This window comes from Oerskovia jenensis (assembly GCF_016907235.1).
Classification (GTDB): domain Bacteria; phylum Actinomycetota; class Actinomycetes; order Actinomycetales; family Cellulomonadaceae; genus Oerskovia; species Oerskovia jenensis.
In genome coordinates this window covers 2,889,970-2,916,913 of the sequence record NZ_JAFBBO010000001.1, presented here as the reverse complement: position 1 = coordinate 2,916,913, position 26,944 = coordinate 2,889,970, and the positions used below count along the sequence as shown (strand labels likewise).

Below are 26,944 nucleotides of genomic sequence, written 5' to 3'. Positions count from 1 at the left end.
CGGTGCGGCAGCACCGCCGCGGGGCTAGAGGCCCAGCTCCTCCAGCACGGGCAGCCGCGCACGGACCGCGTCTCGCGCGGCGGCAGCGGTCGGCGAGGCCACCGCGACCCTCGCGAGCTCGGCGCACTGCTCGGACGTCGTCGCCGCCAGGACGGCCGCGACGTCGCCGAGCGCGCGCGGCGTCATCGACAACGACGTGACCCCGAGGCCCACGAGGACCGGCGCCAGGGCCGGGTCGGCCGCAGCCTCCCCGCAGACGCCGACCGGACGGCCGTGCTCGGCCCCGCCCGCGCACGCGGCACCCACGAGGGAGAGCACCGCGGGCTGCCACGGCGTCGAGAGCGCGGCGAGGTCCGCCGTCTCCCGGTCCGCGGCCATCGTGTACTGGGTCAGGTCGTTCGTGCCGATGCTCGCGAAGTCGACCTGCTCCAGGACCCAGCGCGACTGGATCGCCGCGGCGGGGACCTCGATCATGACGCCCGCGGTCGCCAGGCCCCGCTCACGGCAGGCTGCCGCGAACTCCTGGGCCTCGTCCGGGGTCGCGACCATGGGGGCCATGACCCACACGTCGGCCTCCTCGGCCGCAGCGGCCTGGGCGATCGCGTCGAGCTGGCGCGCCAGGACCTCGGGGTGGCGTACTGCGGTGCGCAGCCCACGGACGCCGAGCGCCGGGTTGGGCTCGTCCTCGGCCGTGACGAACGGCAGGGGCTTGTCGGCGCCCGCGTCGAGCGTGCGGACGACGACCTTGCGGCCCCCGAACGCGCTCAGCACGGCGCGGTAGGCCGCGACCTGCTCGTCGATCCCGGGCTCCTCGGTACGCCCCAGGAAGCAGAACTCGGTCCGGAACAGACCGACTCCTTCCGCCCCTGCGGCCACCGCAGCCTCGGCCCCGGCCGGGTCCGCGACGTTGGCGAGGAGCTGGACCCGCACGCCGTCGGCCGTCCTGCCCTGACCGTCGAACGCGCGCGGACCGCGCGGGCGGTCGAGCACACGGGCGACGTCCTCGGGCGACGGGTCACGCTCGACCGTGCCCTGCGAACCGTCGACCAGGACGGTCTCGCCGTCCGCGAGCTCGGTGGCCCGGGGGGTCGCGACGACCGCGGGGATCCCGAGCGAGCGGGCCAGGATCGCGGTGTGCGACGTCGGGCCTCCCCCGCTCGTGACGATCGCGAGGACCCGCGCGGGGTCGAGCGTCGCGGTGTCGGCCGGCGCGAGGTCGGTCGCGACGAGCACGAACGGGTGATCGAGGTCCGGGACCCCCGGCGCCCGACGGCCCGTGAGGGCCGCGACGATGCGCTCGCGCACGTCGCGGACGTCGTGCGCACGCTCGGCCATCATGCCGCCGAGCGACTCGAGGCGGGCCGCGAGGTCGCCGGCCGCCTCCCACACCGCACGCTCGGGGGTGGTCCGCTCGTCGCGGACCTTGCGCGCGGACTCCTTGGACAGCGTGGTGTCGGCCGCCATGGCGGCCGTGACCGTGAGGACCTCGACGGCGGTACCGGTCGCCCTCGCGGCGCGTGCCGCGAGGTCAGCCTGGACGCTGCGGACCGCGTCGTCGATCGCGGCGACCGCCGCCTCGACGTCCGCGTCCGGCCCGAGCGTCGCCGCGGCGGGCTCGGGCACGGGGGCCGGCATCGTCACGACGACGCCGGCCCCCCGTCCCGGGCTGACGCCCACACCGTCGAGGACGGAGGTCACCTGCCGCCTCCGCCGTCGGCCGTCGCCCCGGAGCCTCGGGCATCTGCCCCTCGGGCATCGAGCTCCGCGGGAGACAGGTCGGCCTCGGCCGCCTTCTTCTCCTCGGCGACCAGGACCGGGTCGGCGGTCGGGTCGGCGATGGCATCGTCGTCGTCCTCGCGGCCCGGCGTGCGCAGGTTCCACTTGGTGATGACGAACCGGAACAGGAAGTAGTAGATGACCGCGTACCCGAGGCCGATCACGATGATCCACAGGGGCATCGTCGCGATCCGGAAGTTCAGGAGATAGTCGATCGCGCCGGCCGAGAACCCGAAGCCAGACTTGATCCCCAGGGCGTTGACCAGGGCGATAGAGGTACCCGTGAGGACCGCGTGGATCGCGTAGAGCGGGTAGGCGACGTACACGAACGCGAACTCGAGGGGCTCGGTCACGCCGGTGACGAACGCGACGAGCGCGGCCGAGCCCATGATGCCGCCGATGAGCTTGCGGTTCTTGGGCTTCGCGGTGTGGATGATCGCGAGCGCGGCCGCCGGGAGCGCGAACATGAAGATCGGGAAGAAACCGGTCTGGAACAGCCCGGCCGTGGGGTCGCCGTGCAGGAAGCGCGGGATGTCACCGTTCCAGACAGCGCCGCTCGCATCGGTGTACTCGCCGAACTGGAACCAGGGCAGCGAGTTGAGCAGGTGGTGCAGGCCGATCGGGACGAGCAGTCGGTTGGCCGTGCCGTACACGAACCCGCCAAGGATCGCCGAACCGGTGACCCACTCTCCGATTGCAGTGAAGCCCGCGTCGAACCAGGGGTAGATGAGTGCGCCGACCACGGCGATGAGGACCGCGGCCCCCGCGGTGACGATCGGCACGAAGCGACGGCCGCCGAAGAAGGCCAGGTAGGGAGGCAGCTTGATGCGGCTGTACTTCTGGAACATGATCGCGGCGGTGAGACCGATGACGATGCCGCCGAGGACGCCGTAGTTGATGAGGTCTTGCTTGGGTGGCCCGGTGATGGCCGCTGTGACGAGGTCGAGGAAGCTCCCGTCCCCTGCCGCGGCAACGGCGTCCGGGTTGGCGCCTGCCAGCCATTCTGCGGGGGTGTCGGGCTTGCCGAGCACATACGGCGAGAGGGCCTTGCTCACGCCGCTGAAGACCAGATAGCCGATGACTGCGGCCAGGCCCGTCGAGCCGTCGGCCTTCTTGGCGTAGCCGACCGCGACACCGACCGCGAAGAGCAGCGCCAGATTGTCGAACAGCGCGTTGCCGGCGGACGCGAACACGTCGGCGACGGGCTGCAGCCAGGGGAAGGTGCCCGCGGCGCCGTCCGCACCGAGCATGTCGGCCTGACCGAGGCGCAGCAGCAGTGCTGCGGCGGGCAGGGAGGCGATGGGCAGCATGAGGGATCGACCGACCCTCTGCAGCTGGGCGAAGCCGGGAATCCCCTTCTTCACCTTGGGTGTTTCGGCCACGGACGTCATGTTCACTCCTCGTTGATCGGGTGCCACCGAGGCCGTCGGATCGCACCGCTGGAACTGGGAACTGCCTTTGATCACGACGCCGGCCCGGACCCTGGAGCGCGTCGTTGCTGTAACCCGAGCCATCGCCACCGTCTGTGGTGGGATAGTTGTCTGGACCACTTGCGGACAGAGTGGTCTAGACATCATGATGTGTCAAGCCCCGGCAACTCCGGGGCGACCGAGAGCGAGGAACACGTGGCAGCGACGACGCAGGCCAGAGCACCTAAAGGTGGGCACAAGCACCAGATCGTGCGCGCCTACCTGAGCGACCTGATCGCGAACGAGCTGTCCGTCGGGGACGCCGTTCCCTCGGAGCGCGTGCTCACCGAGAAGTTCGGCGTCTCGCGCATGACGGTCCGCCAGGCTCTCGACGCCCTCGTGGCCGACGGCGTGCTGCAGCGCGAGCAGGGCCGCGGCACGTTCGTCGCTCCGCAGCACACCGACTTCGAGATGCGTCTGACGACGTTCGGCGAGGAGGCGCGACGGCTCGGCCTCGTGCCGAGCACCCAGGTCATCGACAGCGACACCCTCGCCGCGGGCCGGGTCGTCGCCGAGGCCCTCGGCATCGCTCCTGAGGACCGCGTGCACTACGTCGAGCGGCTGCGCTTCGCGGACGGCACGCCCATGGCCGTCGAGCGCGCATGGGTGCCGGTGGCGCTCGCCCCCGACCTGCTCGACAACGGTGTCCCCGACAGCCTGTACGGCGCGCTGCGCGAGCGCGGCCACTCCCCGACGTGGGGCGAGGACACGATCATGGCCGCCGAGGCCAGCGCCGCCGAGCAGGCGATCCTCGCCATGACGAGCGTCCGGGCCGTCCTGCGCGCGCACCGCAAGACCTACTCCGACGACGGCGCCTGCATGTACTCCCAGATGTGCTACCGGGGCGACCGGTACTCGGTCGTCGTCCCGCTCCGCGAGGCGCGGCCGACGATCGTGCCCCGACCCGCCCCCGCACCGGAGCTCGAGGCAGTGCCCGAGGCGGCGCCCGTGCCCGGGTCCGGCACGGCAGAGGCGGCCGAGACCGCATGACCCCCACGACCGGCACGACCGACGACCTACCCACGACCCACGCACCAGAGAGGATGCAACGATGACTGCAGCCGATGCAGCACGGGCCGCCGCGATACTCGCCGGCCTCGGCGGGGTGAGCAACATCGAGGAGATCGACCCCTGCACCACCCGACTGCGGTCGCTCGTCAAGGACCCCAGCCTCGTCGACGTGGCCGCCCTGCGCGCCGCCGGCGCCTTCGGGGTCATGACGACGGGCCGGGTGGTCCAGGTCGTCGTCGGCCCCCAGGTCGACACGATCGCCTCGGACCTCGCAGACCTCATGTGACCCCGTGCCCGTCCTCGGCGGGCACCACGACGCACGCCCGCACCAGCACACGAAGGAGCACGACATGAGCAAGGCAGAGCAGATCCTCAAGGGCCTCGGCGGGGATGCCAACATCCTCGACCTCGAACCCTGCATCACGCGTCTGCGCGTGGAGGTCGAGGACCCCACGCTCGTCGACGACAAGACCCTCACCAATGCTGGTGCCATCGCGGTCGTCCGGACGGGCAACGCGATCCAGGTGATCGTCGGCCCGGAGGCCGACAACCTCGCCTCGGACATCGAGGACCTCCGTTGAGCACTGCGCCCCTGACCGTCCTCTCGCCCGTCACCGGGACCGTCGTCGCCCTGTCGGACGTCGACGACCCGGTGTTCTCGGCGGGCCTCGTCGGTCCGGGTACAGCGATCGCGCCGGACCCGGCCGAGGGCGGCCTCGTCTCGGCGCCGATCAGCGGCACGATCGTCAAGGTCCACCCGCACGCGTTCGTCATCAAGCACGACAGCGGCCAGGCCGTGCTCGTGCACCTGGGCATCAACACGGTCCAGCTCGCGGGTGAGGGCTTCACGCTGCACGCCGCGCAGGGCGACGTGGTCCACCAGGGCGCGACCCTGGTCACCTGGGACCCCGCCGCGATCGAGAAGGGTGGCCGCTCGGCCGTCTGCCCCGTCGTCGCGCTCGAGGGCAAGCCCGACGCCGTGACCCCGCTGGCCCCGGTCGGGACCTGGGTCGCGCGCGGCGAGGACCTGCTGATCTGGGAGTGACCCTCCGTGTCAGAACGAGCGTGACCTCGAGGTCACGCTCGTTCTGACACGTCCGGGGCCGTGGCCTGGGGAGGCACGCGGAGGGCCGTCCGCCTATAAATGGTGCGCGGTCCTTCCATATGCCAGGCTCTGTGATCGACACCACGTCCACAGGGGGCGAGCCTGGTGTCGGATGCCTCGTGCATCACGACCCTTCAAGGAGAACGATGAAGTTCAAGAAGGCCATCGCCGTCATCGCCACGACCGCCGCACTGATGCTGGCAGCACCCACCGCCGCCAACGCCGCCGAGACCAAGACGTACACGAACACGTTCGGCAGCTGCCGCGTCCTCGTGGTCACCTGGGTCAACGCCGGAGGTGGCGGCCCGTTCAACTCCCCCTACCGTCTGCTGGGTGGTCAGTCCAAGACCTTCAGCACCGCGGGTCACATCCTGGGCCACAGCTGGACGGCCTGCTGACGTACTCACCAGGGCCGGGCTTCGTCGAAGCCCGGCCCTGGGCGTGTCCTCGTCCGATCTCAGCCCGTCCGCCGGTGCGGCCTCAGCCCCGCAGCGGGAGCGTCAGCACCCGATCGTCCGGGGAATCGCCCACGATCCGCACCGGCACGCCCCAGTCCTGCTGGGCGAGGTGGCACGCGGGGAACACGTCGGGGTCGGGCGTCCCGTCGGCGAGCAGCGGCACGACGTCGCACGACGCGGCCTGGGCGGTCACGTGCAGCACGCCCTCGGTCACCTCGGGGTTGACGACGAGCGCACGGGACAGTTCGGTCCCCGTGCCGGCGCCCTCCAGCAGCAGCTCGGGCGGTGTCGCGCTCACGGTCAGGCGCGTCGAGGGCCCGTAGCGGTCGTCGAGCTTCTGCCCCGGCGCGGGCGAGAACGGCACGTCGAGCCGCAGCTCCCCGGCCACGACGTCGGTGACGGGCCGCTGCGTGCGGTGCGCGCCGCCGTCGAGCACCTCTCCCGCGAGCGTCGCCGGGAGCGTGACGCGCGTGATGCGGTGCGAGGAGGACTCCACGACGAGCAGGTCGACGCGCGCCCCCGCCGCGGTGGCCTCACCGGGAGCCCACGGCTCCCCGGCCACGAGCACGACGACGTCGCTCGGCTCCGCGAGGCCCGTCGCCAGGGTCGTCACCTCCCCCACGTTCTTGTCAGAACCAGCGTGGCCTGGGGTGCTCGCTCGTTCTGACACGACGGGCGGGGAGGGCGGGGCGGGCGGGACGTAGCGACGGATCGCCCCGTTGTAGGTGTCGGCGACGACCACGCTGCCATCGGGCAGCACCGCGACCCCGAGCGGATGCTGGAGCAGCGCCTGGTCGGCCGCGCCGTCACGGTGCCCGAAGTCGAACAGCCCCTGCCCGACGGCGGTGCTCACCTCTCCCTGCGTCGTCCCGGCGACCGGGGTCACCACACGCAGCGCCGACGTCTCCGAGTCCGCGACCCACACGCGCTGGTCCGGGCCGACGGCCAGCCCGGACGGCTGCGCGAACCAGGCGTCGACGAGCGGCCCGTCGAGCAGACCTTCGTTCATGGTGCCGCCGACGAGGTCGATCGATCCCTGCTCGCCGTCGAAGGCCCACAGCGAGTGGTTGCCCGCCATCGCGACGAGGAAGGCCCCCGCCTGCTCGACCCAGGCCACGTCCCAGGGCGACGACAGCTTCTGCAGCACGGCGCCGCCCGCGTTCTCGATCGTCGCGGGCAGGCCCGCGGGCCTGGGCTGCTCCGGTGTGTCCGCGCCGACGAGGACCGTGAGTCGCGATCCGAACGGCCCGTCGACCTCGGCGAGCGTCTCACCGACCGGCGCACCACCGTCAGCGGCCGCGAGCACGTTGTCGACCGCCCCCACCATGTACTGCTGCCCGTTCCCCGCCACCGTCGTCACCCGGCCGTCCGCGAGGCGCACGCCGCGCAGCGCGTGGTTGACCGTGTCCGCGACCAGGACGTCGTAGCCGAGGTGGGCACGCAGCTCGGTCGGGACCAGGCACAGCCCGTTGGGCTCGCTGAACCGCGCCACGTCCGGCCCTCCGTCGACGAGCCCGCGCTCGCCGGACCCGATGCGCCGGACGAGCGTCTCGCCGTCGGGCCCGAGCTCGGCGAGCGAGTGGTGCCCCGCGTCCGCGACCAGGAGGTTGCCCCCCGGGAGCGCGATCGCCTTGGCGGGGAAGCGCAGCGTGCCCGACGTCGGGGCGGGCGGCACGTAGACGTCGTCGCTCCCCGCGGCGAGGGACCGCAGCGTGCCCTTGGCGCGGTGCTCGGTCACGAGCTCGTCGACGAGCGCGGCGAGCGCCGAGGCGTGCCCCTCGCCTGCCATCTGCGCGACGACGTAGCCCTCGGGGTCGATCACGACGAGCGTCGGCCAGGCCCGCGCGGTGTACGCGGACCAGGTGACGAGCTCGGGGTCGTCGAGGACGGGGTGGCGCACCTCGTAGCGCTCGACCGCGGCGGCGAGCGCGACCGGGTCTGCCTCGTGCTCGAACTTCGGCGAGTGGACGCCGATGATGACGAGGTCGTCGCGGCGGGCCTCCTCGAGCTCGCGCAGCTCGTCGAGGACGTGCAGGCAGTTGACGCAGCAGAAGGTCCAGAAGTCGAGGACGACGACCCGGCCGCGCAGGTCCGCGAGCGTGACGTCGCGGCCGCCGGTGTTGAGCCAGCCGCGCCCGACGAGCTCGGAGGCGCGGACGCGGGGCAGGCGGGCGTGGGGGGTCGTAGAGCTCACCCGAGGATTCTCCCCTCCCCCGGGGCGCACCGTCACCCCCGGGACGGAACCCTCACTCCCTGGGTGGGCCCGGGGCGCGGCGGTTCCCGTCGACCGCATTCCTCGTCGCGTGAGAGCGAGTCGCGTGAGAGCGAGGGGTGCGGTGGGACGACGGGCGTCACCCCGCGCCGACGTGCCCCGTGACGCGCACGACGACCGCGACGCCGTCGACCTCCTGCGGCACCTCGCGCCGGGCGTCGGCGTCGACGACGTTGACCTGGAGGCACCAGGTGTCGTCGAGGGGCGCGGGCGCCTCGGCATCCTGCGGCGCCCCCGTCCGAGCGCCCGCTGCGTCACCGGCCGCGTCCGCGGGCCCGCGCGTCAGCCCGATCCCCGTCACGCCCTCGTGGCCCGCGAGGGCCCGCTTGAGCGCGGCCTTCGCGTCCCGGGCCTGGTCGATGCTCGCCACCGGTACCACCCTCCGGCCGTCCACCGCGGGTCGAGGCGGGCTCAGCGGGCGAGCCGGGCGTCGAGGGCCGCGAGGACGGTGTCGATCGGGTTGACGTACGTCAGCCCGGTCCCATTCTCTCCCCCGGTCTCCGACCCGGCAAAGAGCAGCCCGAGCGCGACGCCGTCCGCGCGGTACACGAGCGACCCCGAGTCGCCGCCGCGGGAGAACGGCCCGGTCCCGGTCGACTCGACCTCGATCTGGTCGTCGAAGCGCAGCACGCCGAGCTCTTCGCCGTACCCGACCACGACGTCGTCGAGCTCGATCGCGGTGACACGCCCCGCTGTGACCCCGGTGGTCCGGCCGATCTTGGCGACCGTCTCGCCGCCGAGGGCGGCGGCCGTCGTCGTGATGTGCCCCACGGGGTAGTCGAGGTCCACGTCGGGGTCGTCGAGCAGGGCGATCGCGGCGTCGACCGTCGCGGTCCGCCCCGGGGCGAGTGGCACGGTCGCGGCGAGCGTCCCCACCTGGTCGGCGGGGGCGCGTCCGCCGTCGGCGGGCCCGGGCTGCACGACGGCGTCGCCCACCTGCGCGCGCGGCGAGCCCGCGAGCACGTGGTAGTTGGACAGGGCGTGCAGCGCGTCCCCGACCAGGACGAACGCGCCGAGCGTGCCGGCCGTGACGTCGACGTGCGCGATCGAGACCCCGGGGCGCAACGGTCGCACCCGGCCGGTCTCGCCCGTGGCCTGCGCGGTCACGACGGGCGGACGCGGGCCGGTCCCGCTCGACCGGGAGAGCGCCCGGATCCGACCCGTCCGGCGCACGTCCACGACCGGTCCCGCCTGCGACGCGACGCGCCGAGCGATGCTGCGCACGGCCGGGACCCCCAGGCGGTAGCGGACCGCGATGCCGTACCCGCCGCCCTCGCGCGGGGCCAGGCCGAGCGCGAGCGTGGGAGTCCGAGGGTCCTGCCTCACGTGCCCGACCTCGCCGGGCCCGTCGGCCGTGCTCGCCGTCACGTAGGGGCCCGCTCGCTCCGCGAGATCGCGCGCGTAGTCCGCGAGCTGCCCCTTGATCTCCCGTGCCTCGTCCCTGTCCATGCGTCGAGGTTGGCACGGCCCACCGACAAGCACGTGACGAGAGTCACCGTGTCGCTGGGGCTGTTCGCTTCACGAAACAGACTGTCAGGAAAACTTCTTCCGGGAAGTCGCGTCATGAAGTCCGGGTTCGCCCCTCTTGAGAGGTGTACACAGTTTCTCCGCCGCGAGACCCGCGGCCCTCACCTTGAGAGTGATCATGCACCTCGACCACGCGTTCCGGCCCTCGACCGACGAGATCCGTAGCGCCATCCTCTGGGCCCTCGACCACGACCGCGCCGCCCTCGTCGAGCACCGGGCCTTCGCGCACCTCAACCTGCGCAGCCCTGTGCGGCGTGCCGCGGACGCCCGTCTCGTGCGCCGCTGGCTCGAGGCCTCGGCGGTGTCCTGCGTCATGACGGGCACGCTGGCCATGGCAGCATGACCCCGTGATCGACTTCACCAACGCCTCGTTCGTCAAGCTCAACCCCTGGGACCTGGCGAGCGCCCAGAAGGACCTTCAGCAGATCCTGCACGCCGACGAGCAGGTCTACCTGGCGTTCAAGGGCATCCGTGACTCCGTGACGTTCACGAGCAAGCGCATCCTCGCGCTCAACGTCCAGGGCATGACGGGCAAGAAGAAGGACTTCACGACCCTGCCGTACAGCAAGATCCAGGCGTACTCGGTCGAGACCGCCGGGACGATCGACCTCGACTCCGAGCTCGTCCTGTGGTTCTCGGGCCTGGGCAAGGTCAAGCTCGAGTTCGGGCGCGGCGTCGACATCTACACCGTGAACCGGCTCCTGGGCGACAAGGTTCTCTGACCAGCCCGACCGCCTACCGGCTGACGTCGACCCACTGCGCCCCCGCGAGCTCCGCGAGCCGTCCGGGCGAGATCGCGAACGCGCTCGTCGGGCTGCCCGCCGCCGGGTAGACCGTCTCGAAGCCCTGCAACGACACGTCGCAGTACACCGTCACGGGCCCGCTGTGCCCGAACGGCCCCACCCCGCCGATCGGCTGCCCCGTCAGCGCGGTCGCGGCCTCGGCGTCGAGCATGCGCGGCTTGGCCCCGAACGTCGCCCTGAACTTCGCGTTGTCGACCCGCGCGTCGCCGCGCGTCACGAGCAGGAAGCTGCGCTCGCCGTCGCGCAGCGCGAGCGTCTTCGCGATCTGTCCCGGCTCGACCCCCAGCGTCGCGGCCGCCATCTGGACCGTCGCGGTGTCCTCGCCCGTGTCGAGGACCGTGAGGTCCGGGGCCTGGGCGTCGAAGAAGGCACGGGTGCGGTCGGTGCTCACGGCAGGTCTCCTCGGGGGTCGGCAGGCAGCCATCATCGCGCGCGACCAGCCAGGACGAAACCCGGCCGCTCCACGGGGTCGAGAACGAGGTTGAGGTCGTCCTGGACCCCGGGACGACCTCAAGGTCGTTCTCGACGCGGCGGGGCGCCGTTCTCGTGGAGCGTTCAGGCCACAGGCACCGCGCCCGACGGCGGAGTCCCCACCTCCGCGACCGGCCGCGGCAGGTAGGTCTCGCCCGTGAGGTCCGCCCGCTCGACGCGATCGAGGCGGAACCACCGGACGGCTTGTCGGGACCGGCACCACGCGATGAGGTACCAGGCGTCCTCGCGGTGGGCCAGGATCACGGGCTCGACCCGGCGGGCCGACTCGTTCCCGCCCGCGTCGCGGTAGCGGATCGCGAGCACGAGGGACCGGGCGAGGGACTGCTCGACCGCGCGCAGGACCTGCAGGTGCACGCGGGCGCGCGGCACGGGACCGCCGCTCGTCGCGTCCGCAGCCGGCGGACCCGCCTGGCGTGCGGCCGCGTCGGCCTCGCCCCGACCGGCCGCGGCACGGGGTTCCGGCTCGAGGTTCTCGCCCCCGGGCCGCGACGACCCGGGCCCCTGGGGGACGTGCGCGCGCCGGTGAGCGGCGCCGTCGGGCGGGGAGGACGCGCCGTCCGGGGTGCGCCCGCCGCGGTCGATCCACACCCTGCCCGCGAGCGCCGCCGCCCGCTCGCGCGCCTCCGGGCCGAGCGCGTCCCAGACCTTGCCCTGCGCGGCTGCGGCGTCGAGCGCGAACGGGCTGCCCGGCGGGAGCGCCGCGAGCGCGACCGCGACCGCGACGGCCTGCTGCGGCGTGAAGTTCACGGGGGGCAGCGACGCGGAGGGATCGAGCACGTAGCCGCCGCCCGGCCCGGCCTGCGCCCAGATTGGCAGCCCCGCCTGCTGGAGCGCGGAGACGTCGCGCTTGATCGTCCGCTCGCTGACCTCGAGCAGCCGGGCGAGGCGCGGCCCGGTGGTCCCGCCGGGCCCCGCGCGACGCAGCTCCTCGGCCACGGCGTAGAGCCGTTCGGTCTTGTTCACGTGCCGCCTCCGTCGAGATCCCCGGAACCCCTCGAACAATGGTGACAGACAGGTGTCACCAGGGCCGCGCGAGAGTGGACCCATGACCACTTCAGCGCAGGACACCAGCACAGAGCAGCAGACCCACGTCGTCCTCGTCCCGGGCTTCTGGCTCGGGGCGTGGGCGTGGGACGACGTCGTCCCTCATCTCGAAGCCGCGGGCCTCGTCCCGCACGCCGTGACGCTCCCCGGGCTCGACGACGTCGCGACCGACCGCAGCCGCCTCACCCGCGAGGACCACGTCCAGGCGGTCCGCGACGTGATCGCCCCCCTCGACGGGGACGTCGTGCTCGTGGGGCACAGCGGCGGTGGCCCCGTGATCCACGAGGTCGTCGACCGCGACCCCGCGCGCATCCGTCGCACGGTCCACGTCGACACGGGGCCGCTCGTCGACGGTGCGTCGCTCGCCCCCGACCTGCCCGCGGGGACGGTCGAGATCCCGCTGCCCGCGTGGGACGAGCTCGTGGCCCAGGGGTCGAGCCTCGACGGGATCGACGAGGCCGGGCTCGCGCGGTTCCGCGCACGGGCCGTGCCCCACCCGGGCGGCGTCGCCGGGGGCCGGGTGCACGTGAGCGACCCCGCGCGGCTCGACGTCCCCGCGACCGCGATCTGCACGAGCCTGCCCTCGGAGGTGCTGAAGACGATGGCGCACCCCGGGCCGCCCCTGCACACCGAGCTCGGCGAGCTCGACGTCACGTACGTCGACCTGCCGACGGGGCACTGGCCCATGTTCTCGCGGCCCGCCGACCTCGCGGCCGAGATCGCGCGGGCGGCGCGGGCGTAGGCGGCCCGGCTGGCGACTGGCGAGAACGAGGTGGAGGTCGTCCTGGATCCCAGGACGACCTCGACCTCGTTCTCGACAGCGGGCACGCGGGCGCAGCGCGGCGGGGCTACGAGCCGGCGGGCACCGTGATCTCGACCAGAGGTGCGTCGCCGAGGTCACCCGGCGCGACGACGACACCGCGCTCGCGGTAGTCACCGGACCGGGGGGTGGCGGGCACGATCACGAGGTGGTCCGGACCCGAGCCTGCACGGACCTGCACACCGGTCCCCTCGGCACCGATCCGGAACACGACGGTGCGCGCCCGGCCCCCGAGCTCGAGGTCGACCGTGAGCCCGTCGGCCCTCGCGGGCAGCACGGGGTCGACGACGAGCGCGCCCGCCTGCTCGGTGAGACCGAGGACGCCCTGGACGAGCTGGCGCAGGTAGATCCCCGGCCCGCTCGAGTAGACGCGCCATCCACCCCGCACGCCGACCGACCCGTCACGGAGCCCGTCGAAGTCGCGCGCGAAGCTCGCCCGGTCGGGGAAGTCCGCGTCGCTCGACGAGAAGTAGGCGTTGCGCTGACGCGGGGCGGCGTGAGCGATGCGGTCCCCGAGGTCGAACGGGCTGATGCGGAGCAGCTCGTCGAGCGTCCGCGCGCGACCCAGCGCGGCGAGGGCCTCGGCGTAGCGGATGTGCGCGTGGACGTACATCAGGCCCACCTCGCGCCCGACGTTCGCCGCCTGCTCGGCCCGCTGGAACGTGTGCGGGATCCCCTCGTCGAACGCGGCGGGGTGGTCCATGAGCCGTACCCCGTCGGGGAAGTGCAGGTGCTCGAGGATGAGGCGTTCGTGCTCCTCTGCCTCGGTGGGGGTGAGGATGCCCGCGATGATCGACTGGTTCATCGGGATGAGCCGGTAGCGCATCCCCGTGCTGGTGTCCCGCGGGTGGATGACGAGCTCGTCGCCCTGGTCGCCGTGCCGCACGTACCCCGCCATGACGCCGTCGACGAGCGCACGCTCGCGCAGATCGGCACGCACCGAGGACGCGAGGGTCGCGGCGCGGGCCGAGAGCGGAGCCAGGTCCTCGCGGCCCGTCGTGGTGCGGGCCAGGAGCGCGGCCGCCTGCACCAGCAGCGCCGACGTCCACGTCGAGGCCAGGTTGGTGCGCATCCGGGGGTCGGCCGGCTGGAGGGTGTCGTCCCAGTCGCCCTCGCCGTAGGCGGGCAGCGACGTGCCCGGCAGGAGGTCGGTCTCGAGGTGGTCGAGGATCCGGACGACGTGGTCGAGCACGGTCGCGGCGGCGTCCGGGCCGGCGTCCGCGGGTCGGCGGTGCGCGTGGTCCCAGAAGGGAACCGCCTCGTCGAGGATCGCCAGGTCGCCGCTCGCCTCGAGGTACTGGGCGAGCGCGAAGAGCGGCCACACGACGATGTCGCCGTGCGACGAGTCGTTGTACCGCTCGGCGTACGCGTCGAACATGAACCACTGCGGGAACCCGCCCCAGGTGTGCTGGTGGGCGAGGACCCGCAGGACGATCTGCCGGGCGATGTCCTCACGGCCCCCCGCGAGCGCCAGCTCGAGCGGGCCCTGGCACACGTCGCGGGTCCCCCACGCCGCGCCCGAGTACTGCTCGAGCCCGTGCGGGACCAGGAAGTGGATCAGCGCGTCGTGCGCGTACCACGGCACGAGGAGGTCGAGCTCCTGCGTCTGGACCTCGGCGTGGGGCTGGAACCGCAGACCGCGGACGAGGCCGCGCACGGTCTCCAGGTGTCCCGCGAGCGTGGCCTCGAGGTCGCCGAGGGGGTCGTGCTCGGGAGCGAGGAGCTCGAGGGCACCGGCGTCACCGTGCAGCGAGCCTGCGATCGCGACGGTCAGCACGCCGGTGTCCGTGGTGCTGGTCATCCGGTCCGTCGGGGCGCCGTCGAGGGAGACCGGCGCGGTCGAGGTGAGCGCGTAGCGAAGGTCCGGGTAGTGACCGTCGACGTCGCCGCCCGCGACCGGACGCAGCAGGACCGCGCGCTCGGACGCCCGCTCGGCTTCCCAGCCGCCGGCCTCGTCGTCGAGCTCGAGGGTGGCCGTGACGCGCAGCGCGCGCTCGCACCGCACCCTCACGTCGAGGCGGTCGAGACGGTGGTGGGCCACGGTCCGCACGTCGATGCGGCCGACGGGCGTCTCGTACACCCAGCGCACGCCACCGACGTCGAGCACGAGGGCCGAGGGCACCCCGAGCAGGTGCGCGCCCGAGCCGTCGTCGACGAGGACGCGCAGCCCGCTGCTGCGCAGCAGGTTGAGGTGGTGCCGGTGGACCGTCGTGAGGCGGTTGGCGGTGGTGTTGCCGAGGACCACGTGCGACGCGAACACCCCGGGAGCGAACGCGGTCACGGACAGGACCTCGTCGGTGGGCAGGACGTCGTCCCCGGCCTTGAGGACGTGCCCGTGCGACCGTTCCGTCAGGGTCTCCTTGCGCCCGTCGACGACGTGCGACCCGCCGGGCGTGAAGAACGAGAGCAGCGTGCCGTCGGCGTCGCGCTCCGGGAGCAGGACCGCGTCGACGCCGAGGTCGAGCGCCGCGAGCAGGTCGGACTCGTCGAGCGCGTCGCCGGCCAGCAGCGGGGCGTCCCGGAGCACCGAGCCGGTCGTGGGCAGGGGCCGCGCGTCGCGCTCCTGCGCGGCGACGGCGACGGCGGCCGCGGCCCACCGGTCCACCTCGTCGACGTGGGCCGCGAGCGGGCCGCGGGCGTCGAGGTCGACGACGGTGACCGCGTGGACCTGGGCCGCGCCGCTCGAGAGGTCCAGCGGCCGCGAGACGAGCGTCTGCATCGCGTACTCGTACTGCAGCACGCCCGAGGTGACGGGGCCGAGCAGCCCGTGCGGGGCGCCGTCGTGACGGGCCTGCGGGGTGAAGACCTGCAGCGAGTCCGTGAGGTGGGACGCGGCCCCCTCGACGAGGAAGGTGACGGCGAGCGGCAGGCGCGGCAGCGCGGACATGGTCTGGCGGCTGACGAGGACGCTGCCCACGGTGGGGTGCGTGAGCGCCCGGTGCAGCAGGTACTGGCAGACGTACGCCTCGCTCGACAGCGCTGCCGCGGGGGGCGCCAGGGCGAGGTCCTGCAGGTGCACGACGTCGTACACGATGCGCTCGTCGACGTCCGGGCCGGCCGTGAGGTCGACGCGCCACACGAGCGTCCGGTCCGCCACGGTCAGCTCGACGCACGTGGTCAGCCCGAGCGCTCGACCGGACCACACGACGCGGTCGACGCCCGTCTCGACGTCCGTGACCGCGGGAGCCGAGCCCGTGAGGTGGGCGACCTCGACCGTGCCGTCCGCGCGGGTCGCGCGCAGGAGGACACCTCCGGGCATGCGGTCGTGCTCTCCGGGGAGGTACTGGTTGACGAGCAGCCCGCCGGTCCGGACGGCACGCACGTCACCGCCCTCCGTGAGCTCGACGGTCATCTCGGCCGAGGTGAGCGTCGCGCCGGCGAGGGCGGTGGTCGTGGCGGTGCTGGTCACGTGGACTCCTGCTCGATGAGGGGGGCGGGGGCGGGGGGCGCGCCCTGCTCCGGCTGGAGCAGCGCGACGAAGTGGTCGAAGAGGGCGACCATGTCGACGTTCTCGGGGTCGAGCAGCCACTGGAGCTGCAGGCCGTCCATGACTGCGGAGAAGAGCTGCCCGATCGCCTGGGGGTCGACCTCGGGGCGCAGCTCACCGCGATCGATCGCGTCGTGGAACCGGGTGTCGTCCTGATGGCGCAGCGCTCGGTAGCGGTCCCGCACGACCGCGTGCGCGGGGTGGGTGGGGTCGGTGGCCTCGGCCGCGACGACGACGTGCAGACCGACGAGCCCCGGCGTCTCGGCGTTGCGACGGACCTGGTCCCGGATGGTGGCCAGGAGGGTCGCACCCTCGGTCTCCTCCTGCGTGCGGCGCTCGAGGTCGCGCCGGTCGCGCTCCTCGATGGTCGCCGTCAGGAGTCCGGCCTTGCTCCCGAAGTGGTGCAGCAGCCCGGCCTCGGAGATCCCGACCCGCGCGGCGATCTCGCGCAGCGAGCTGCCGCGGAAGCCCTGCTCGCCGAAGACCTCGACGGCCGTGCGCAGGATCTCGCGCCGGCGCTGCTCGCCCCGGACGAGGCGGCCGTCGGGCCGCTTGCCCTCGGCCTTGCCCTGGTTCTTGCCCTCGGCCTTGCCCTGGTTCTTGCCCTCGGCCTTGCCCTGGTTCTTGCCCTGGTTCTTGCTCGTGGGCGCGGTCCGCGCCGGGCTCTCCGTCGCGGTCTTCGGGGTCGCTGCCGTGTCGGCAGGGTCAGCGGTGCGCGTGCCAGGACCGTTCTCGATCATCACTGTCTCCTTCGTCAGGATTTGTCGGTATCCACGGTAGCGGCCGGACATCCCTGGGAAAAGACTAACCGAGCGCACGCTATGGTAGTTTCGCATCGGCTCAGAGATCGAGCCGAACACTCGATGAGGAGGATTGCTCATGAAGCTCGGACGCAAGGCGGTCGCCGTCGGCATCGTCGGACTCCTGGCCCTGACCGCCTGTGGGCGCGCGGACGAAGGGTCGGCAGAGAAGCCCGGCGCCTCGTCCAGCACGACGGTGGACGACTCGCCCGCGAAGGGCGACATCTCCGTCTGGGCGATGGGCGAGGAAGGCGAGAAGCTCCCTGACTTCGTCAAGGGCTTCACCGACGAGAACCCCGACGCGAAGGTCCAGGTCACCACCATCCCGTGGGCCGACGTCATGACGAAGTTCCAGACGGCCGTCGCCGCCGGCACCGTGCCCGACGCGATCATGATCGGCACGTCCTTCATGCCGACGATGGTCTCCACCGGGGGCCTCGCGCCCGTCCCGGACGGGCTCGTCGACAGCGCCGACTTCGTCGAGGGCGCCGCCGCCTCGACCGTCGCGGACGGCGTCGAGTACGGCGTGCCGTGGTACGTCGAGACCCGTGTCATGTACTACCGCTCGGACCTCGCGCAGGCCGCCGGTGTGGCTGCTCCCACGACCTGGGACGAGCTCACCGCCTTCGCGCAGGCCATGAAGACCAACGGTTCCACGTACGGCCTCCAGCTCCCCATGGGTGACGCAGAGGACTCGACGCAGGTCATCCTCCCGTTCTACTCGCAGGCGGGCGGCTCGATCTTCAACGAGGCCGGTGACGCCTACGACCTGGACAACCAGGCGATGATCGACGCGCTCGACTACTACGCCTCGTTCTTCACCGAGGGCCTGTCCCCCCTCGCAGGCTACGGCGACACGCAGAACAGCGCGTTCGTGGACGGGTCCGACCCGGCCTTCGTCTCCGGGCCGTGGATGGTCAACGTCCTCGCCGACATGCAGGGCGAGGACTGGGTCGAGCAGAACGTCGCGACGGTGCCCGTGCCCGCCGGGACCACGAACAACGACTCGTACATCGGCGGTGCGCACCTCGGCGTCTTCAACGAGGCCAAGAACGCCGACGGCGCCTGGAAGCTCGTCCGCTGGCTCGCCGAGCCCGAGACGCAGCAGGAGTGGTACGCCGCGACGAACGACCTCCCGGCCGTCAACAGCGCCTGGGACGACGAGGCCCTGACGTCCAACCCGCGCACCCAGGTCCTCCAGGAGCAGCTCAAGAACACGATCGCCCCGCCGACCGTCCCGAGCTGGGACGAGCTCTCGGCCACGATCGAGACCGAGGCCGAGAAGGTCGCGAACGGTCAGGTCACGTCCGAGGACGCGGCGAAGACGATCCAGGCCAAGGCCGACACGCTCGGGCTCGGCTGGTAAGTCCCCGCCATGACAACGACCACCGAGGGGCGGCGCCGACGTTCGGTCGGCGCCGTCCACCGGCGACGTCAAGCCGTCGTCGCCTGGCTGTTCGCGCTGCCGTTCGTCGCAGTCTTCTCGGTCTTCATGCTGGGACCGTTGCTCGCGTCGTTCGGCATGTCGTTCTCGGATCTCACGATCCGTGACATCAAGACCCCCTTCGCGGTGAACTTCGTCGGACTCGACAACTTCGCCCAGGTCTTCCAGGACGAGCTCTTCCGCAAGGCGCTCGTCAACACGTTCTTCTTCGTGGTCGTCGGCATCCCGCTGACGATGGCGCTGGGCCTCGCCCTGGCCGTCGCCCTCAACTCGGGCATCGAGAAGTTCCGCAGCGTCTTCCGCGTCGGGTTCTACACCCCCGTCGTGACCTCGATCGTCGCCGTGGCGGTCGTCTGGCGGTTCATCCTCCAGGACTCCGGCCTCGTCAACACCGTGCTCGGCTGGGTCGGCATCAACGGCCCCGACTGGCTCAACGACAGCACGTGGGCCATGCCCTCGATCATCGTCATGGCCGCCTGGCGCAACATGGGCACGCTCATGATCATCTTCCTCGCCGGCCTCCAGGCCATCCCGCGGGACGTCTACGAGGCGGCCGAGGTCGACGGCGCCGGCGCCTGGCGCCGCTTCCGCTCCATGACCGTGCCCCTCATGCGCCCCACGCTGCTGCTCGGCGCGGTCCTGCTGTCCGTCGGCTTCCTCCAGGTGTTCGAGGAGCCGTTCGTCATGACCAAGGGCGGGCCGGTCAACTCCACGCTGACGATCAGCTACTACGTCTACAACCAGTTCGGCTACGGCAACTACGCGTTCGCCTCCGCGGCGGCGTACGTGCTCTTCGCGCTGATCGCGGCCCTCGCGGCAGTCCAGTTCCGCCTGCTGCGGTCGAAGGAGGATTGACATGTCCCTCACGTCCTCGAAGGTCGCCCCGGCGCCGACCAGCACGAGCCCGACGCCGCGCCCACCCCGCCGTCCGATCCGCTGGTCGCGCGGCGCCACGTACACCGCGCTCGTCGTCGGGCTCCTGCTGACGCTCATGCCGTTCATCTGGATGCTGCTCGGCAGCTTCAAGACGCAGGGCGAGCTCCTCCAGCGCCCCATCACGTGGTGGCCCGAGAACCCCACGCTCGAGAACTACGAGAAGTGGCTGTCCCAGCTCAACTACGGGCAGTTCTTCACCAACTCGATCGTCGTGGCCGTCGCGGTCGTGCTCGGCAACATCGTCTTCTGCTCGATGGTCGGGTACGCGCTGGCCAAGATGCGGTTCCCGGGCAAGAAGATCCTCTTCGCGCTCGTCATGCTGACCCTCATGGTCCCGGGCGTCGTGACGCTCGTCCCGATGTTCGTCCTCGTGTCGAACATGGGTCTGGTCAACACCTACCCGGCGCTCGTCCTGCCGTTCCTCGCGGGACCGCTCGGCGTGTTCCTCATGCGCCAGTTCATCCTCGGGATCCCCGACGCGCTCATCGAGGCCGCCCGGATCGACGGCGCGGGCGAGTTCCGCATCTTCTTCAGGATCGTCCTGCCCCAGTGCGGGCCGCCGCTCGCGACGCTGAGCATCCTCACGTTCCTCGGTTCGTGGAACAACTTCCTGTGGCCGCTCGTCGTCGCGCAGACCGAGAACATGTACACGCTCCCGGTCGCGCTCTCGCTCTACTCGGTCGGCTCCAACGGCACCTACTACGGCCTGCTGATGGCCGGCTCGGTGCTCGTCGTGACCCCGATCCTGATCCTCTTCCTGTTCCTGCAGCGCTACTTCGTGCAGGGCATCGCCATGACCGGCATCAAGTAGGAGAACCCCCATGCCTCTCACCTTCCCCGAGCCCTTCGCCTGGGGCGCCTCGACGGCCGCCCACCAGATCGAGGGCAACAACGTCAACAGCGACTGGTGGGCACGCGAGGTCGCGACCGACTCGACCCTCGCCGAGCCGTCGGGCGACGCCGCCGACAGCTACCACCGCTACGCCGAGGACATCCGGCTCCTGGCCGAGTCCGGGCTCACCTCGTACCGCTTCTCGATCGAGTGGGCGCGCATCGAGCCGGCCGAGGGCATGTTCTCGCGGGCCGAGCTCGACCACTACGGCCGCATGGTCCAGTGCTGCCTCGACCACGGCGTCACGCCGCTGATCACGTTGCACCACTTCACGTCGCCCCGGTGGTTCGCCGAGGACGGCGGGTGGACCGACCCGCGCTCGGTCGAGCGCTTCGCCCGCTACGTCGAGCGCGTGCTGCCGCTGCTGGACTCGGCCTCGCACGTCTTCACGATCAACGAGCCCAACATCCTCGCCATGATGATCACCGCCGCCAAGGGCAAGGAGCAGCTCCAGGCAGGCACCATGCACGCGCCGGACCCCGTCGCGACCGAGAACCTCATCGCGGCGCACCGCCGAGCGGTCGAGCTCGTGCGCACCGTCGGGGTGCCCGTGGGCTGGCCCGTGGCCCCGCAGCAGTTCTTCGCGGACCCTGGCGCCGAGGAGGTCCTGCGGGAGTACGCCTACCCGCGCGAGACCGTGTTCCTCGAGGCCGCGCGCGGCGACGACTTCGTCGGCGTCCAGGCGTACACCCGCACGCGCATCACGGTCGACGGGCCCCTGCCCGCTCCGGAGGACTCCGAGAAGACCCTCACCGGCTGGGAGTACTACCCGCAAGCGATCGCGGAGGCGGCGCGGCTCGGCCACGAGATCACGGGCCTGCCCGTGCTCGTCTCGGAGAACGGCATCGCGACGTCCGACGACGCGCGCCGCATCGACTACACGCGTGACGCCCTGCGCGCCCTACGGGCCGAGGTCGACGCGGGCCTGCCCCTCATCGGCTACCTCCACTGGTCGCTGCTCGACAACTACGAGTGGGGCTCGTTCGCACCGACCTTCGGGCTCATCGGCTGGGACCCGGAGACCTTCGAGCGCACCCCCAAGCCGAGCCTCGGCTGGCTCGGGTCGGTCGCACGCGGCGAGATCTCGCTCGACGACTGACCAACCACCTGGCCACCCGGGGCCGAGAACGGGGTTGTGGACGTGATGGAGCCCATCACGTCCACAACCCCGTTCTCGGCACCCCCGGTTCTCGGCCAGCGGGTGCAACCCCGGCGTCCGGGTGCATCCTGGGAGGGAGGGGTTCCGCCCCGGATCTCCCGGTCAACGAGGAGTCGACATGTCCGGTCTCATGCTCGCCAGCAGCGTCGATGCCGCGGTGTACGTGCCCACGGGGTCGGGCCCCGCGAACTGGTTCCTGCTCTTCGGGATCCTGCTCGTCGCGTCGATCATCGTGTTCATGGTCGTCGAGCTGGTCCGTGCCGCGCACGACCGGCGCCTCCCGCCGCACCGGCGCATGTCCCACTAGGCGGGAGTCTCCCCGGCACGCGGACCCGCGGAGGCACGCTCCGCCGTCGGGCGTCGCACCTCACGCACCCGGACCCGCTACGCGAGGCGGGACACGGCGCACGACGACGCCCGTCCCACCTCGCGCACGACGGTCAGCCCAGCGTCGTCGGGAGCCGGGCCGCACCCTCGCCCGGGGCGACGCCCAGCACACGCTCCGCGAGGAACGCCTGCACGACCTGGTACCAGACGATCGAGTGCTGCGGCTGGAGCACCCAGTGGTTCTCGTCGGGGAAGTACAGGAAGCGGTGGTCGGTGCTGCCGTCGGCCGCGGCGGGCAGGCCCGACGCCGAGAGCAGCTCGTACCAGAGGCGCAGGCCCTCGCCGATCGGGACGCGGTAGTCCTTGTCGCCGTGGATCACGAGCATGGGCGTGACGATGTCCGCGACGTAGCGGTGCGGGGAGTGCTCGGCCGCCATCTCGGGCGTCATCTCGCGCTGCCAGTAGTAGGACGCGTCGGTCGTGGGGCCGAACTGGTCCAGGGCCCACAGGCTCGCGTGCGTCACGATGGCCTTGAACCGGTCCGTGTGGCCCGCGACCCAGTTCGCCATGTACCCGCCGAACGAGCCGCCCATCGCGGCCGTCCGGGTCTCGTCGATCTCCGGCAGGGCCTCCGCGGCGTCGGTGATCGCGAGCAGGTCCGTGTACGGGGCCGCGCCCCACGAGCCCCACCCGCGCTGCACGAAGTCCTGGCCGTAGCCCGTCGACAGCGCGGGGTCGGGCAGCAGCACCGCGTAGCCCTGGGCCACGAGGATCCACGGGTTCCAGCGCCAGCTCCACGCGTTCCACGAACCGAGCGGCCCGCCGTGGATCCACAGCAGCAGCGGCGCGGGGTTCTCCGCGCTCGCGCCGTGCGGCAGGGCCAGCCAGCCGCGGACGCGCACGTCGTCCGACGCCGCGGTCTCGATCTCGGTGAGCGTGCCGGGCAGGTCGGGGCTCTCGACGGGGCCGCGCAGCGCGGTCGCCGCGAGCGGCGTGCGCTCACCGGCAGGGGCCGCGAGGAAGTCCGCGAGCTCGATCCGCACGGGGTGCGAGGGCTCGAGGTAGCTCGTGCGCTGGGCGTACGCGGCCGAGGCGTCGGGCGCGACGCGGACGTCGGTGAACGTCGCGTCGTCCGAGGTCAGGCGCGACACCGTGCCGTCGTCGCCCGCCCCGTCGGGCGTGAAGGCGACGTGGAAGACCGGGCCGCGGCCGTCGTCGTCGGCGGTCACGAGCAGGCCCGAGCCGTCCGGCAGCCACGCGACCGACGTGGGCCAGCGGTCCCAGCTCGCGGCGAGCGAGCGCAGACCGTGGTTCGCGCCGCCGTCGCCGGGGTCGCCGTCCGACCCGTCGCCCGCGCGCAGCGGGACCACCGCGAGGCTCTGCACAGGTGCGTCCTGCGGCGTCGTGAGCGTGTCGCGCACGAACACGACCCACGCGCCGTCGGGAGAGATCACGGGTGAGTTCGCGTCGGCGCCGGGCTCGTCGACGAGCGTGCGACGCTCGCCGGTCGCGGTGTCGATCGCGACGAGGATCGACCGCTCCGAGGCTCCCGGTCCCGCGACGGACCAGGTCGTGACGAGCGTGGTGCCGTCCGCGGACAGGTCCGCGGAGTGCTCACGCAGCCCACGCCCGACGGCGGAGGTCACGTCCCGCAGCTCGAGGCGCCCCGCGGGGAGGTCGGGTGAGGCGGGGTCGGTCGCGTCGGGGTCGACGGGCGCCGCGGCGGCGCCCGTGGCCGACGCCGTCTCGCTGGCCGGCGCCGCCGGGAGCGGGCGGGCCGGCTCGTCGGTCAGGTGCGACAGGTCGGCGATGAACCGGTGCTGCTCGGACGGGCCCAGGTCGTGGTCCCAGTACCGCACGGGGTAGCCCGTGTGGAGGATCGCGGCGACCTTCTTGTCCTTGCGGGCCGTGCGGAGCTCGGCGTCGTGCGCGAGGTCGCGCGCGCTCGGCAGGACGTCGGCTGCGAGCGACAGGACGGGGGCGCTGCGTGCGACGAGCGGGGCCGAGACGCCCGCGGGGGCCGACGCGACGATGCGTGCCTCACCGCCCGTCGCGGGCAGGAGCCACAGGGCCGAGACCGGGTCGCCCTCGGTCGAGGCCGACGCGTCGCTGTCGGGGCGCGCGGACGTGAAGAGCAGGTCCCCCTCGGCCGTGAACGCGGCACCCGACTCCCCCTTGGTGCTGCGCGTCAGGCGGCGGGCAGGCGCCTGACCCGTCGGGTCGACCTCCCACAGCGCCGAGACGTAGGCCGTGCGCTTGGCGTCGAGCGTCGAGACGCTCGTCACCAGGCGACGCCCGTCGGGGGACATCACGAGCCCACCCGTGCGCGGGATCGCGACGTACTGGTCGAGGTCGTGGAAGGGGGTCGGCGTTGGCCCGGCGGCCGCGGGGCCGGACGGCTCGGGCGCGGTGGCGGCAGAGTCTGCGGAGTCGATGGTCACTGCACCGTCCTATCACGACGCCCGGCCCCCGGCGCCGCACCCCCGGCCCGCGCCCTCTCGGTGCCGAGCATGCGGTGGGCGTCGCTCCCGGCCCGATTCTCGACGACGACCGCATGCTCGGCCCGCGACCACCGCAGGCTCGGCCCCTGACCACCGCAGGCTCGGCAGCCGCGTGCTCGTTCGGCGCATACTGGACCCGTGCCCAAGGCCCCTTTCCTCGTCCTGACCGTGAGCGCCGCCGTCGGGCTGCTCCTGACCGGGTGCGGGTCCGAGCCCGCACAGGATCTCGACGACACCGTGCTCGCCGGGATCGACGCTGCCGGACGCGCGGACGGCGACCTCGACCTCATCTCCACGACCCACTTCGACTGGCAGAAGGCCGTGATCGTGTGCCCCGGCGACGACCCGGCCGACGTCGCGGAGGCAGCCGGGACCGACGGCCCCGTGCAGGGCGAGCTCCCGAGCACGGTCGACGTCGGCACGGGCTACCTCGTGTTCGTCAACGACGACGAGGTCGTGCAGGTCGCGGACCTGCGGCTCGCCCAGGCCGACCTGTGCTCCGAGGACCTCGCGCTCACCAACCGGGTCCTGAGCCCGGGCGCGAGCCTGCACGTAGCCCGCGGCACGGGCGACGGCTGGGTCGTCACCCGGGACTGAGCCGCCGCACTCGGGGTGTGGCCGGGGTGCCGAGCACGGGGTTGTGGTCGTCCTGACGCCGATGACGACCGAGACCTCGTTCTCGGCACCGGAGGGTTCCGGGTGGGGGTCAGGCGTTGAGGCTCGCCACGAGCTCCGGCAGGTCCGCTACCGAGTCGAGCAGGAAGTCGTGGCGCTCGCGGCCCAGGTCCCTCGCGCCCAGCTTGCCCGTGAGCACCCCGACGACCGCCCCGGCGCGCGCGTTGACCCCCGACCGCAGGTCGAGCACGGTGTCGCCCGCGACGAGGACGCGCGCGACGTCGAGCACGCCCGTGCGCTCCATGTCCCGGTGGACCATGTAGGGCGCCGGGCGCCCCAGCGGCACCTCGTCGGCACACGTCACGGCGTCGAGCGTGACCTCGGGCGAGAGCCACTGCTCGGGGCCGGACGCGACGGTCCAGCCGAGCACGTCGAGGATCCCCCGGGTCACCTCGCGCGTGAAGCCCGTGGTCAGCGCGACCTTGACGCCCGCGGCGCGCAGGGCCGCGAAGGCCTCGGGCGCGCCCGGGATCGGGGTCGGGGGGTTCAGGAGGTACGCCTCGCGGAGGAGCGCGGTGAAGCGCGCGAACGCGGCGTCGACCGTCGCCTCGCCGGGCCCGGGTGCGCCGGGCGCACCGGATCTCCTGTCAGAACCAGCGTGGGCCAGGGCACTCGCTGGTTCTGACACGCCGATCGCGAGCAGGGCGGTGATCGCCGCGCGCTTCTCGGCCCCCATCCAGTGCTGGATGTCCGACGACGTCGCACCGCTCCCGTGCTCGAGGACCGCCGTGTGCAGCGCGTCGTAGACCGCGCCGCCCTCCTCGACGGTCGTGCCCGCGATGTCGAGCGCGACGAGCTCGATCGCGAGGGGCGGGCGGGCGGTGGTCGTGGACGTGCTGGCCGTGCTGGTCGTGCTGGTCATGCGGAGGGCTCCTGGTTCGGGTCGGTGTCGGCGGTGCCGGCAGTGTTGTCGGCGGAGGGAGCCGTGTCTGCCCCACCGGCCGGGGGCGACACGAGCGACGCCGCTGCGGCCGACGCCGTCGGGAAGCGGACCATCGAGAGCGACGTGTCCTGGGTGTTGTCGATCGTGAAGGCCGCGAGCTCGGGCAGGTAGCGGTCGTCGGCGTACTCGACCGGGACGCCCGCGGCGTTGCGCGTGGTGCGGCGCTCGCGCAGCAGAGGGGCGCCCACGGCGACCTCGAGCAGGTCGGCGTCGGTCTCGTCGGCCGCGACCGCGTCGATCACGTGGCGGGCGGCGTGCAGGTCCGCGCCGCGCGAGATGAGGTGGTCGTAGATCGACCCCGTGTCCGGGTCGAACTCGAAGATGAGGCGCCCCACGGGCTCGATGAACGTGTCGCGCTCGACCATCGCGGGGACGCCGTCGAGCAGCCGCAGGCGCAGGACCTCGACCACGGGCGTGCCCTCCTCGAGCCCCAGTGCGTCGGCCGCGACGCCGTGCACGCCGCGGCGCGCGACCTCGACGGTCCGCTGACCGGGCACGCGACCCACCCCGGCGGCCCACCGGCTGAACGACAGGAACGTCTCGAAGGGCTGCGGGACCGCGCGCGAGCGCACGACCGGCGGGCGCCCCTGCCCCCCGCCGATGAGCCCCTCGCTGCGCAGGGTCCCGAGCGCCTGGCGGACCGTGCCGCGCGAGATCGAGAACTCGGCGCACAGCGCGGACTCGGACGGCAGGGAGTCTCCGATCGCGTAGGTGCCGGACACGATCCGACGGCGCAGCTCACCCAGCACGTGCTGGTGCAGCGGGCCGTGAGGCGGGTGGGCGGCGGGGGCAGCGGGGGCCGACCGGGCCGCGTGCGGCGGACGGGACGGGACGCCCGCCCCGGGCTGCGGGGCGGCGTGCGGGGACGACGAGGACGGTGCCATGACTTGACCATACAGGCGCTCGTTGAGGGGTCGACCGCGCAACGGGTGACGGTCGTATGAACCCTGCACACATCGCGCCAACCGCAGATGAACACTCTGGAAACTTGTCTGAACAAGTC

At 72.7% G+C, this 26,944-nt stretch carries 25 protein-coding genes and 2 pseudogenes; 15 read left to right on the top strand and 12 right to left on the bottom strand.

Annotation, left to right across the window (positions count from 1 at the left end; genetic code table 11):
- Positions 1-24: 24 nt before the first annotated feature.
- Together ptsP and JOD49_RS13115 are read right to left on the bottom strand one after the other, a co-directional pair.
- Positions 25-1,698 carry a phosphoenolpyruvate--protein phosphotransferase gene (gene ptsP, locus JOD49_RS13120; protein WP_205307570.1) on the bottom strand — a complete coding sequence of 558 codons (1,674 nt, stop codon included), beginning with the start codon at positions 1,696-1,698 and terminating at the stop codon, positions 25-27.
- Complete coding sequence (locus JOD49_RS13115; RefSeq protein WP_205307569.1) at positions 1,695-3,167, bottom strand: PTS transporter subunit EIIC; 1,473 nt, start codon at positions 3,165-3,167, stop codon at positions 1,695-1,697. Before JOD49_RS13115 ends, ptsP begins: the two co-directional genes overlap by 4 nt.
- Before the next feature lie 234 nt (positions 3,168-3,401).
- On the opposite strand from JOD49_RS13115, the gene JOD49_RS13110 reads away from it, so the two are divergent.
- The 5 genes from JOD49_RS13110 to JOD49_RS13090 all read left to right on the top strand — a co-directional run bounded on the left by JOD49_RS13110 (position 3,402) and on the right by JOD49_RS13090 (position 5,759).
- Positions 3,402-4,235: a GntR family transcriptional regulator gene (locus tag JOD49_RS13110; protein WP_205307568.1), complete on the top strand. Its 834-nt coding sequence runs from the start codon at positions 3,402-3,404 to the stop codon at positions 4,233-4,235.
- 61 nt (positions 4,236-4,296) lie between these two features.
- Positions 4,297-4,542 (top strand): PTS sugar transporter subunit IIB, encoded by a 246-nt coding sequence (locus tag JOD49_RS13105; protein ID WP_056644676.1) that lies wholly within the window; start codon positions 4,297-4,299, stop codon positions 4,540-4,542.
- A 64-nt stretch (positions 4,543-4,606) separates the two neighbouring features.
- Positions 4,607-4,837 (top strand): PTS sugar transporter subunit IIB, encoded by a 231-nt coding sequence (locus tag JOD49_RS13100; RefSeq protein ID WP_205307567.1) that lies wholly within the window; start codon positions 4,607-4,609, stop codon positions 4,835-4,837.
- Positions 4,834-5,301, top strand: coding sequence for a PTS sugar transporter subunit IIA (locus JOD49_RS13095; RefSeq protein ID WP_239525212.1), 468 nt, complete (start codon positions 4,834-4,836; stop codon positions 5,299-5,301). Before JOD49_RS13100 ends, JOD49_RS13095 begins: the two co-directional genes overlap by 4 nt.
- 206 nt (positions 5,302-5,507) lie before the next feature.
- Complete coding sequence (locus tag JOD49_RS13090; protein WP_205307566.1) at positions 5,508-5,759, top strand: hypothetical protein; 252 nt, start codon at positions 5,508-5,510, stop codon at positions 5,757-5,759.
- A gap of 82 nt (positions 5,760-5,841) precedes the next feature.
- On the opposite strand, the gene JOD49_RS13085 is transcribed toward JOD49_RS13090, so the two are convergent.
- Genes JOD49_RS13085 through JOD49_RS13075 form a run of 3 tightly spaced genes read right to left on the bottom strand, consistent with a single transcriptional unit; the run spans position 5,842 to position 9,540 of the window.
- Entirely contained in the window at positions 5,842-8,112 is a 2,271-nt protein-coding gene (locus JOD49_RS13085; protein WP_205307565.1) for a thioredoxin-like domain-containing protein, read from the bottom strand.
- Positions 8,113-8,170: 58 nt separating this feature from the next.
- A complete protein-coding gene (locus tag JOD49_RS13080; RefSeq protein ID WP_307822532.1) occupies positions 8,171-8,461 on the bottom strand; it encodes a hypothetical protein in 291 nt (96 codons plus the stop codon).
- Positions 8,462-8,502: 41 nt separating this feature from the next.
- Positions 8,503-9,540: a chymotrypsin family serine protease gene (locus JOD49_RS13075; protein WP_205307564.1), complete on the bottom strand. Its 1,038-nt coding sequence runs from the start codon at positions 9,538-9,540 to the stop codon at positions 8,503-8,505.
- A gap of 196 nt (positions 9,541-9,736) precedes the next feature.
- On the opposite strand from JOD49_RS13075, the gene JOD49_RS13070 reads away from it, so the two are divergent.
- Together JOD49_RS13070 and JOD49_RS13065 are read left to right on the top strand one after the other, a co-directional pair.
- Positions 9,737-9,961, top strand: a complete 225-nt coding sequence (locus JOD49_RS13070) for a hypothetical protein (RefSeq protein WP_205307563.1) — start codon at positions 9,737-9,739, stop codon at positions 9,959-9,961.
- Positions 9,962-9,965: 4 nt separating this feature from the next.
- Positions 9,966-10,340, top strand: a complete 375-nt coding sequence (locus JOD49_RS13065) for a PH domain-containing protein (protein WP_205307562.1) — start codon at positions 9,966-9,968, stop codon at positions 10,338-10,340.
- 13 nt (positions 10,341-10,353) lie between these two features.
- Here JOD49_RS13065 and JOD49_RS13060 read toward each other — a convergent pair whose 3' ends face one another.
- Together JOD49_RS13060 and JOD49_RS20210 are read right to left on the bottom strand one after the other, a co-directional pair.
- Entirely contained in the window at positions 10,354-10,812 is a 459-nt protein-coding gene (locus JOD49_RS13060; protein ID WP_205307561.1) for a YbaK/EbsC family protein, read from the bottom strand.
- A gap of 164 nt (positions 10,813-10,976) precedes the next feature.
- On the bottom strand, positions 10,977-11,876 hold the full coding sequence (locus tag JOD49_RS20210; protein WP_307822531.1) for a helix-turn-helix transcriptional regulator: 900 nt from the start codon (positions 11,874-11,876) through the stop codon (positions 10,977-10,979).
- 82 nt (positions 11,877-11,958) lie between these two features.
- Between JOD49_RS20210 and JOD49_RS13045 the strand changes: the two genes are divergently transcribed.
- A complete protein-coding gene (locus JOD49_RS13045) occupies positions 11,959-12,699 on the top strand; it encodes an alpha/beta fold hydrolase (protein ID WP_205307560.1) in 741 nt (246 codons plus the stop codon).
- Positions 12,700-12,805: 106 nt separating this feature from the next.
- On the opposite strand, the gene JOD49_RS20790 is transcribed toward JOD49_RS13045, so the two are convergent.
- Both JOD49_RS20790 and JOD49_RS13035 read right to left on the bottom strand, forming a co-directional pair.
- Complete coding sequence (locus JOD49_RS20790; protein WP_205307559.1) at positions 12,806-16,186, bottom strand: GH36-type glycosyl hydrolase domain-containing protein; 3,381 nt, start codon at positions 16,184-16,186, stop codon at positions 12,806-12,808.
- Positions 16,183-17,004: a TetR/AcrR family transcriptional regulator gene (locus JOD49_RS13035; protein WP_205307558.1), complete on the bottom strand. Its 822-nt coding sequence runs from the start codon at positions 17,002-17,004 to the stop codon at positions 16,183-16,185. Before JOD49_RS13035 ends, JOD49_RS20790 begins: the two co-directional genes overlap by 4 nt.
- Before the next feature lie 139 nt (positions 17,005-17,143).
- Between JOD49_RS13035 and JOD49_RS13030 the strand changes: the two genes are divergently transcribed.
- The 6 genes and pseudogenes from JOD49_RS13030 (at position 17,144) to JOD49_RS13010 (ending at position 21,802) form a co-directional block, all read left to right on the top strand.
- Positions 17,144-18,430, top strand: coding sequence for an extracellular solute-binding protein (locus JOD49_RS13030; protein ID WP_205307557.1), 1,287 nt, complete (start codon positions 17,144-17,146; stop codon positions 18,428-18,430).
- A 9-nt stretch (positions 18,431-18,439) separates the two neighbouring features.
- Positions 18,440-19,363 (top strand): carbohydrate ABC transporter permease, encoded by a 924-nt coding sequence (locus JOD49_RS13025; RefSeq protein WP_205307556.1) that lies wholly within the window; start codon positions 18,440-18,442, stop codon positions 19,361-19,363.
- Position 19,364: 1 nt separating this feature from the next.
- Positions 19,365-20,255 (top strand): carbohydrate ABC transporter permease, encoded by an 891-nt coding sequence (locus JOD49_RS13020; RefSeq protein WP_205307555.1) that lies wholly within the window; start codon positions 19,365-19,367, stop codon positions 20,253-20,255.
- A 10-nt stretch (positions 20,256-20,265) separates the two neighbouring features.
- Positions 20,266-20,862, top strand: a pseudogene (locus JOD49_RS20910) (family 1 glycosylhydrolase); the annotation flags it as partial.
- A 3-nt stretch (positions 20,863-20,865) separates the two neighbouring features.
- Positions 20,866-21,432 (top strand): annotated as a pseudogene (locus tag JOD49_RS20905) (family 1 glycosylhydrolase); the annotation flags it as partial.
- Positions 21,433-21,613: 181 nt separating this feature from the next.
- Positions 21,614-21,802 (top strand): hypothetical protein, encoded by a 189-nt coding sequence (locus JOD49_RS13010; protein WP_205307553.1) that lies wholly within the window; start codon positions 21,614-21,616, stop codon positions 21,800-21,802.
- 133 nt (positions 21,803-21,935) lie between these two features.
- Here the strand turns inward: JOD49_RS13010 and JOD49_RS13005 are convergent, their stop codons facing one another.
- Positions 21,936-24,131, bottom strand: coding sequence for a S9 family peptidase (locus tag JOD49_RS13005; RefSeq protein ID WP_205308974.1), 2,196 nt, complete (start codon positions 24,129-24,131; stop codon positions 21,936-21,938).
- A 330-nt stretch (positions 24,132-24,461) separates the two neighbouring features.
- Here JOD49_RS13005 and JOD49_RS13000 point away from each other — a divergent pair, with 330 nt between their 5' ends.
- The gene (locus JOD49_RS13000) at positions 24,462-24,920 is read left to right on the top strand and encodes a hypothetical protein (protein WP_205307552.1); all 459 of its coding nucleotides are present in this window, start codon (positions 24,462-24,464) and stop codon (positions 24,918-24,920) included.
- Between the two features lie 109 nt (positions 24,921-25,029).
- On the opposite strand, the gene JOD49_RS12995 is transcribed toward JOD49_RS13000, so the two are convergent.
- Complete coding sequence (locus JOD49_RS12995) at positions 25,030-25,860, bottom strand: HAD family hydrolase (protein WP_205307551.1); 831 nt, start codon at positions 25,858-25,860, stop codon at positions 25,030-25,032.
- Positions 25,857-26,825 (bottom strand): GntR family transcriptional regulator, encoded by a 969-nt coding sequence (locus JOD49_RS12990; RefSeq protein ID WP_205307550.1) that lies wholly within the window; start codon positions 26,823-26,825, stop codon positions 25,857-25,859. The genes JOD49_RS12995 and JOD49_RS12990 overlap by 4 nt, the downstream gene beginning before the upstream one ends.
- Positions 26,826-26,944 lie beyond the last annotated feature (119 nt).

Coding starts and splice junctions, on each gene's coding strand:
- JOD49_RS13115 (WP_205307569.1), bottom strand. CDS start 3,167: ATGACGTCCGTGGCCGAAACACCCAAGGTGAAGAAGGGGATTCCCGGC.
- JOD49_RS13105 (WP_056644676.1), top strand. CDS start 4,297: ATGACTGCAGCCGATGCAGCACGGGCCGCCGCGATACTCGCCGGCCTC.
- JOD49_RS13100 (WP_205307567.1), top strand. CDS start 4,607: ATGAGCAAGGCAGAGCAGATCCTCAAGGGCCTCGGCGGGGATGCCAAC.
- JOD49_RS13090 (WP_205307566.1), top strand. CDS start 5,508: ATGAAGTTCAAGAAGGCCATCGCCGTCATCGCCACGACCGCCGCACTG.
- JOD49_RS13085 (WP_205307565.1), bottom strand. CDS start 8,112: ATGCGGTCGACGGGAACCGCCGCGCCCCGGGCCCACCCAGGGAGTGAG.
- JOD49_RS13075 (WP_205307564.1), bottom strand. CDS start 9,540: ATGGACAGGGACGAGGCACGGGAGATCAAGGGGCAGCTCGCGGACTAC.
- JOD49_RS13070 (WP_205307563.1), top strand. CDS start 9,737: ATGCACCTCGACCACGCGTTCCGGCCCTCGACCGACGAGATCCGTAGC.
- JOD49_RS13045 (WP_205307560.1), top strand. CDS start 11,959: ATGACCACTTCAGCGCAGGACACCAGCACAGAGCAGCAGACCCACGTC.
- JOD49_RS13035 (WP_205307558.1), bottom strand. CDS start 17,004: ATGATCGAGAACGGTCCTGGCACGCGCACCGCTGACCCTGCCGACACG.
- JOD49_RS13030 (WP_205307557.1), top strand. CDS start 17,144: ATGAAGCTCGGACGCAAGGCGGTCGCCGTCGGCATCGTCGGACTCCTG.
- JOD49_RS13025 (WP_205307556.1), top strand. CDS start 18,440: ATGACAACGACCACCGAGGGGCGGCGCCGACGTTCGGTCGGCGCCGTC.
- JOD49_RS13020 (WP_205307555.1), top strand. CDS start 19,365: ATGTCCCTCACGTCCTCGAAGGTCGCCCCGGCGCCGACCAGCACGAGC.
- JOD49_RS13010 (WP_205307553.1), top strand. CDS start 21,614: ATGTCCGGTCTCATGCTCGCCAGCAGCGTCGATGCCGCGGTGTACGTG.
- JOD49_RS13005 (WP_205308974.1), bottom strand. CDS start 24,131: ATGTCCCCCGACGGGCGTCGCCTGGTGACGAGCGTCTCGACGCTCGAC.
- JOD49_RS12995 (WP_205307551.1), bottom strand. CDS start 25,860: ATGACCAGCACGACCAGCACGGCCAGCACGTCCACGACCACCGCCCGC.
- JOD49_RS12990 (WP_205307550.1), bottom strand. CDS start 26,825: ATGGCACCGTCCTCGTCGTCCCCGCACGCCGCCCCGCAGCCCGGGGCG.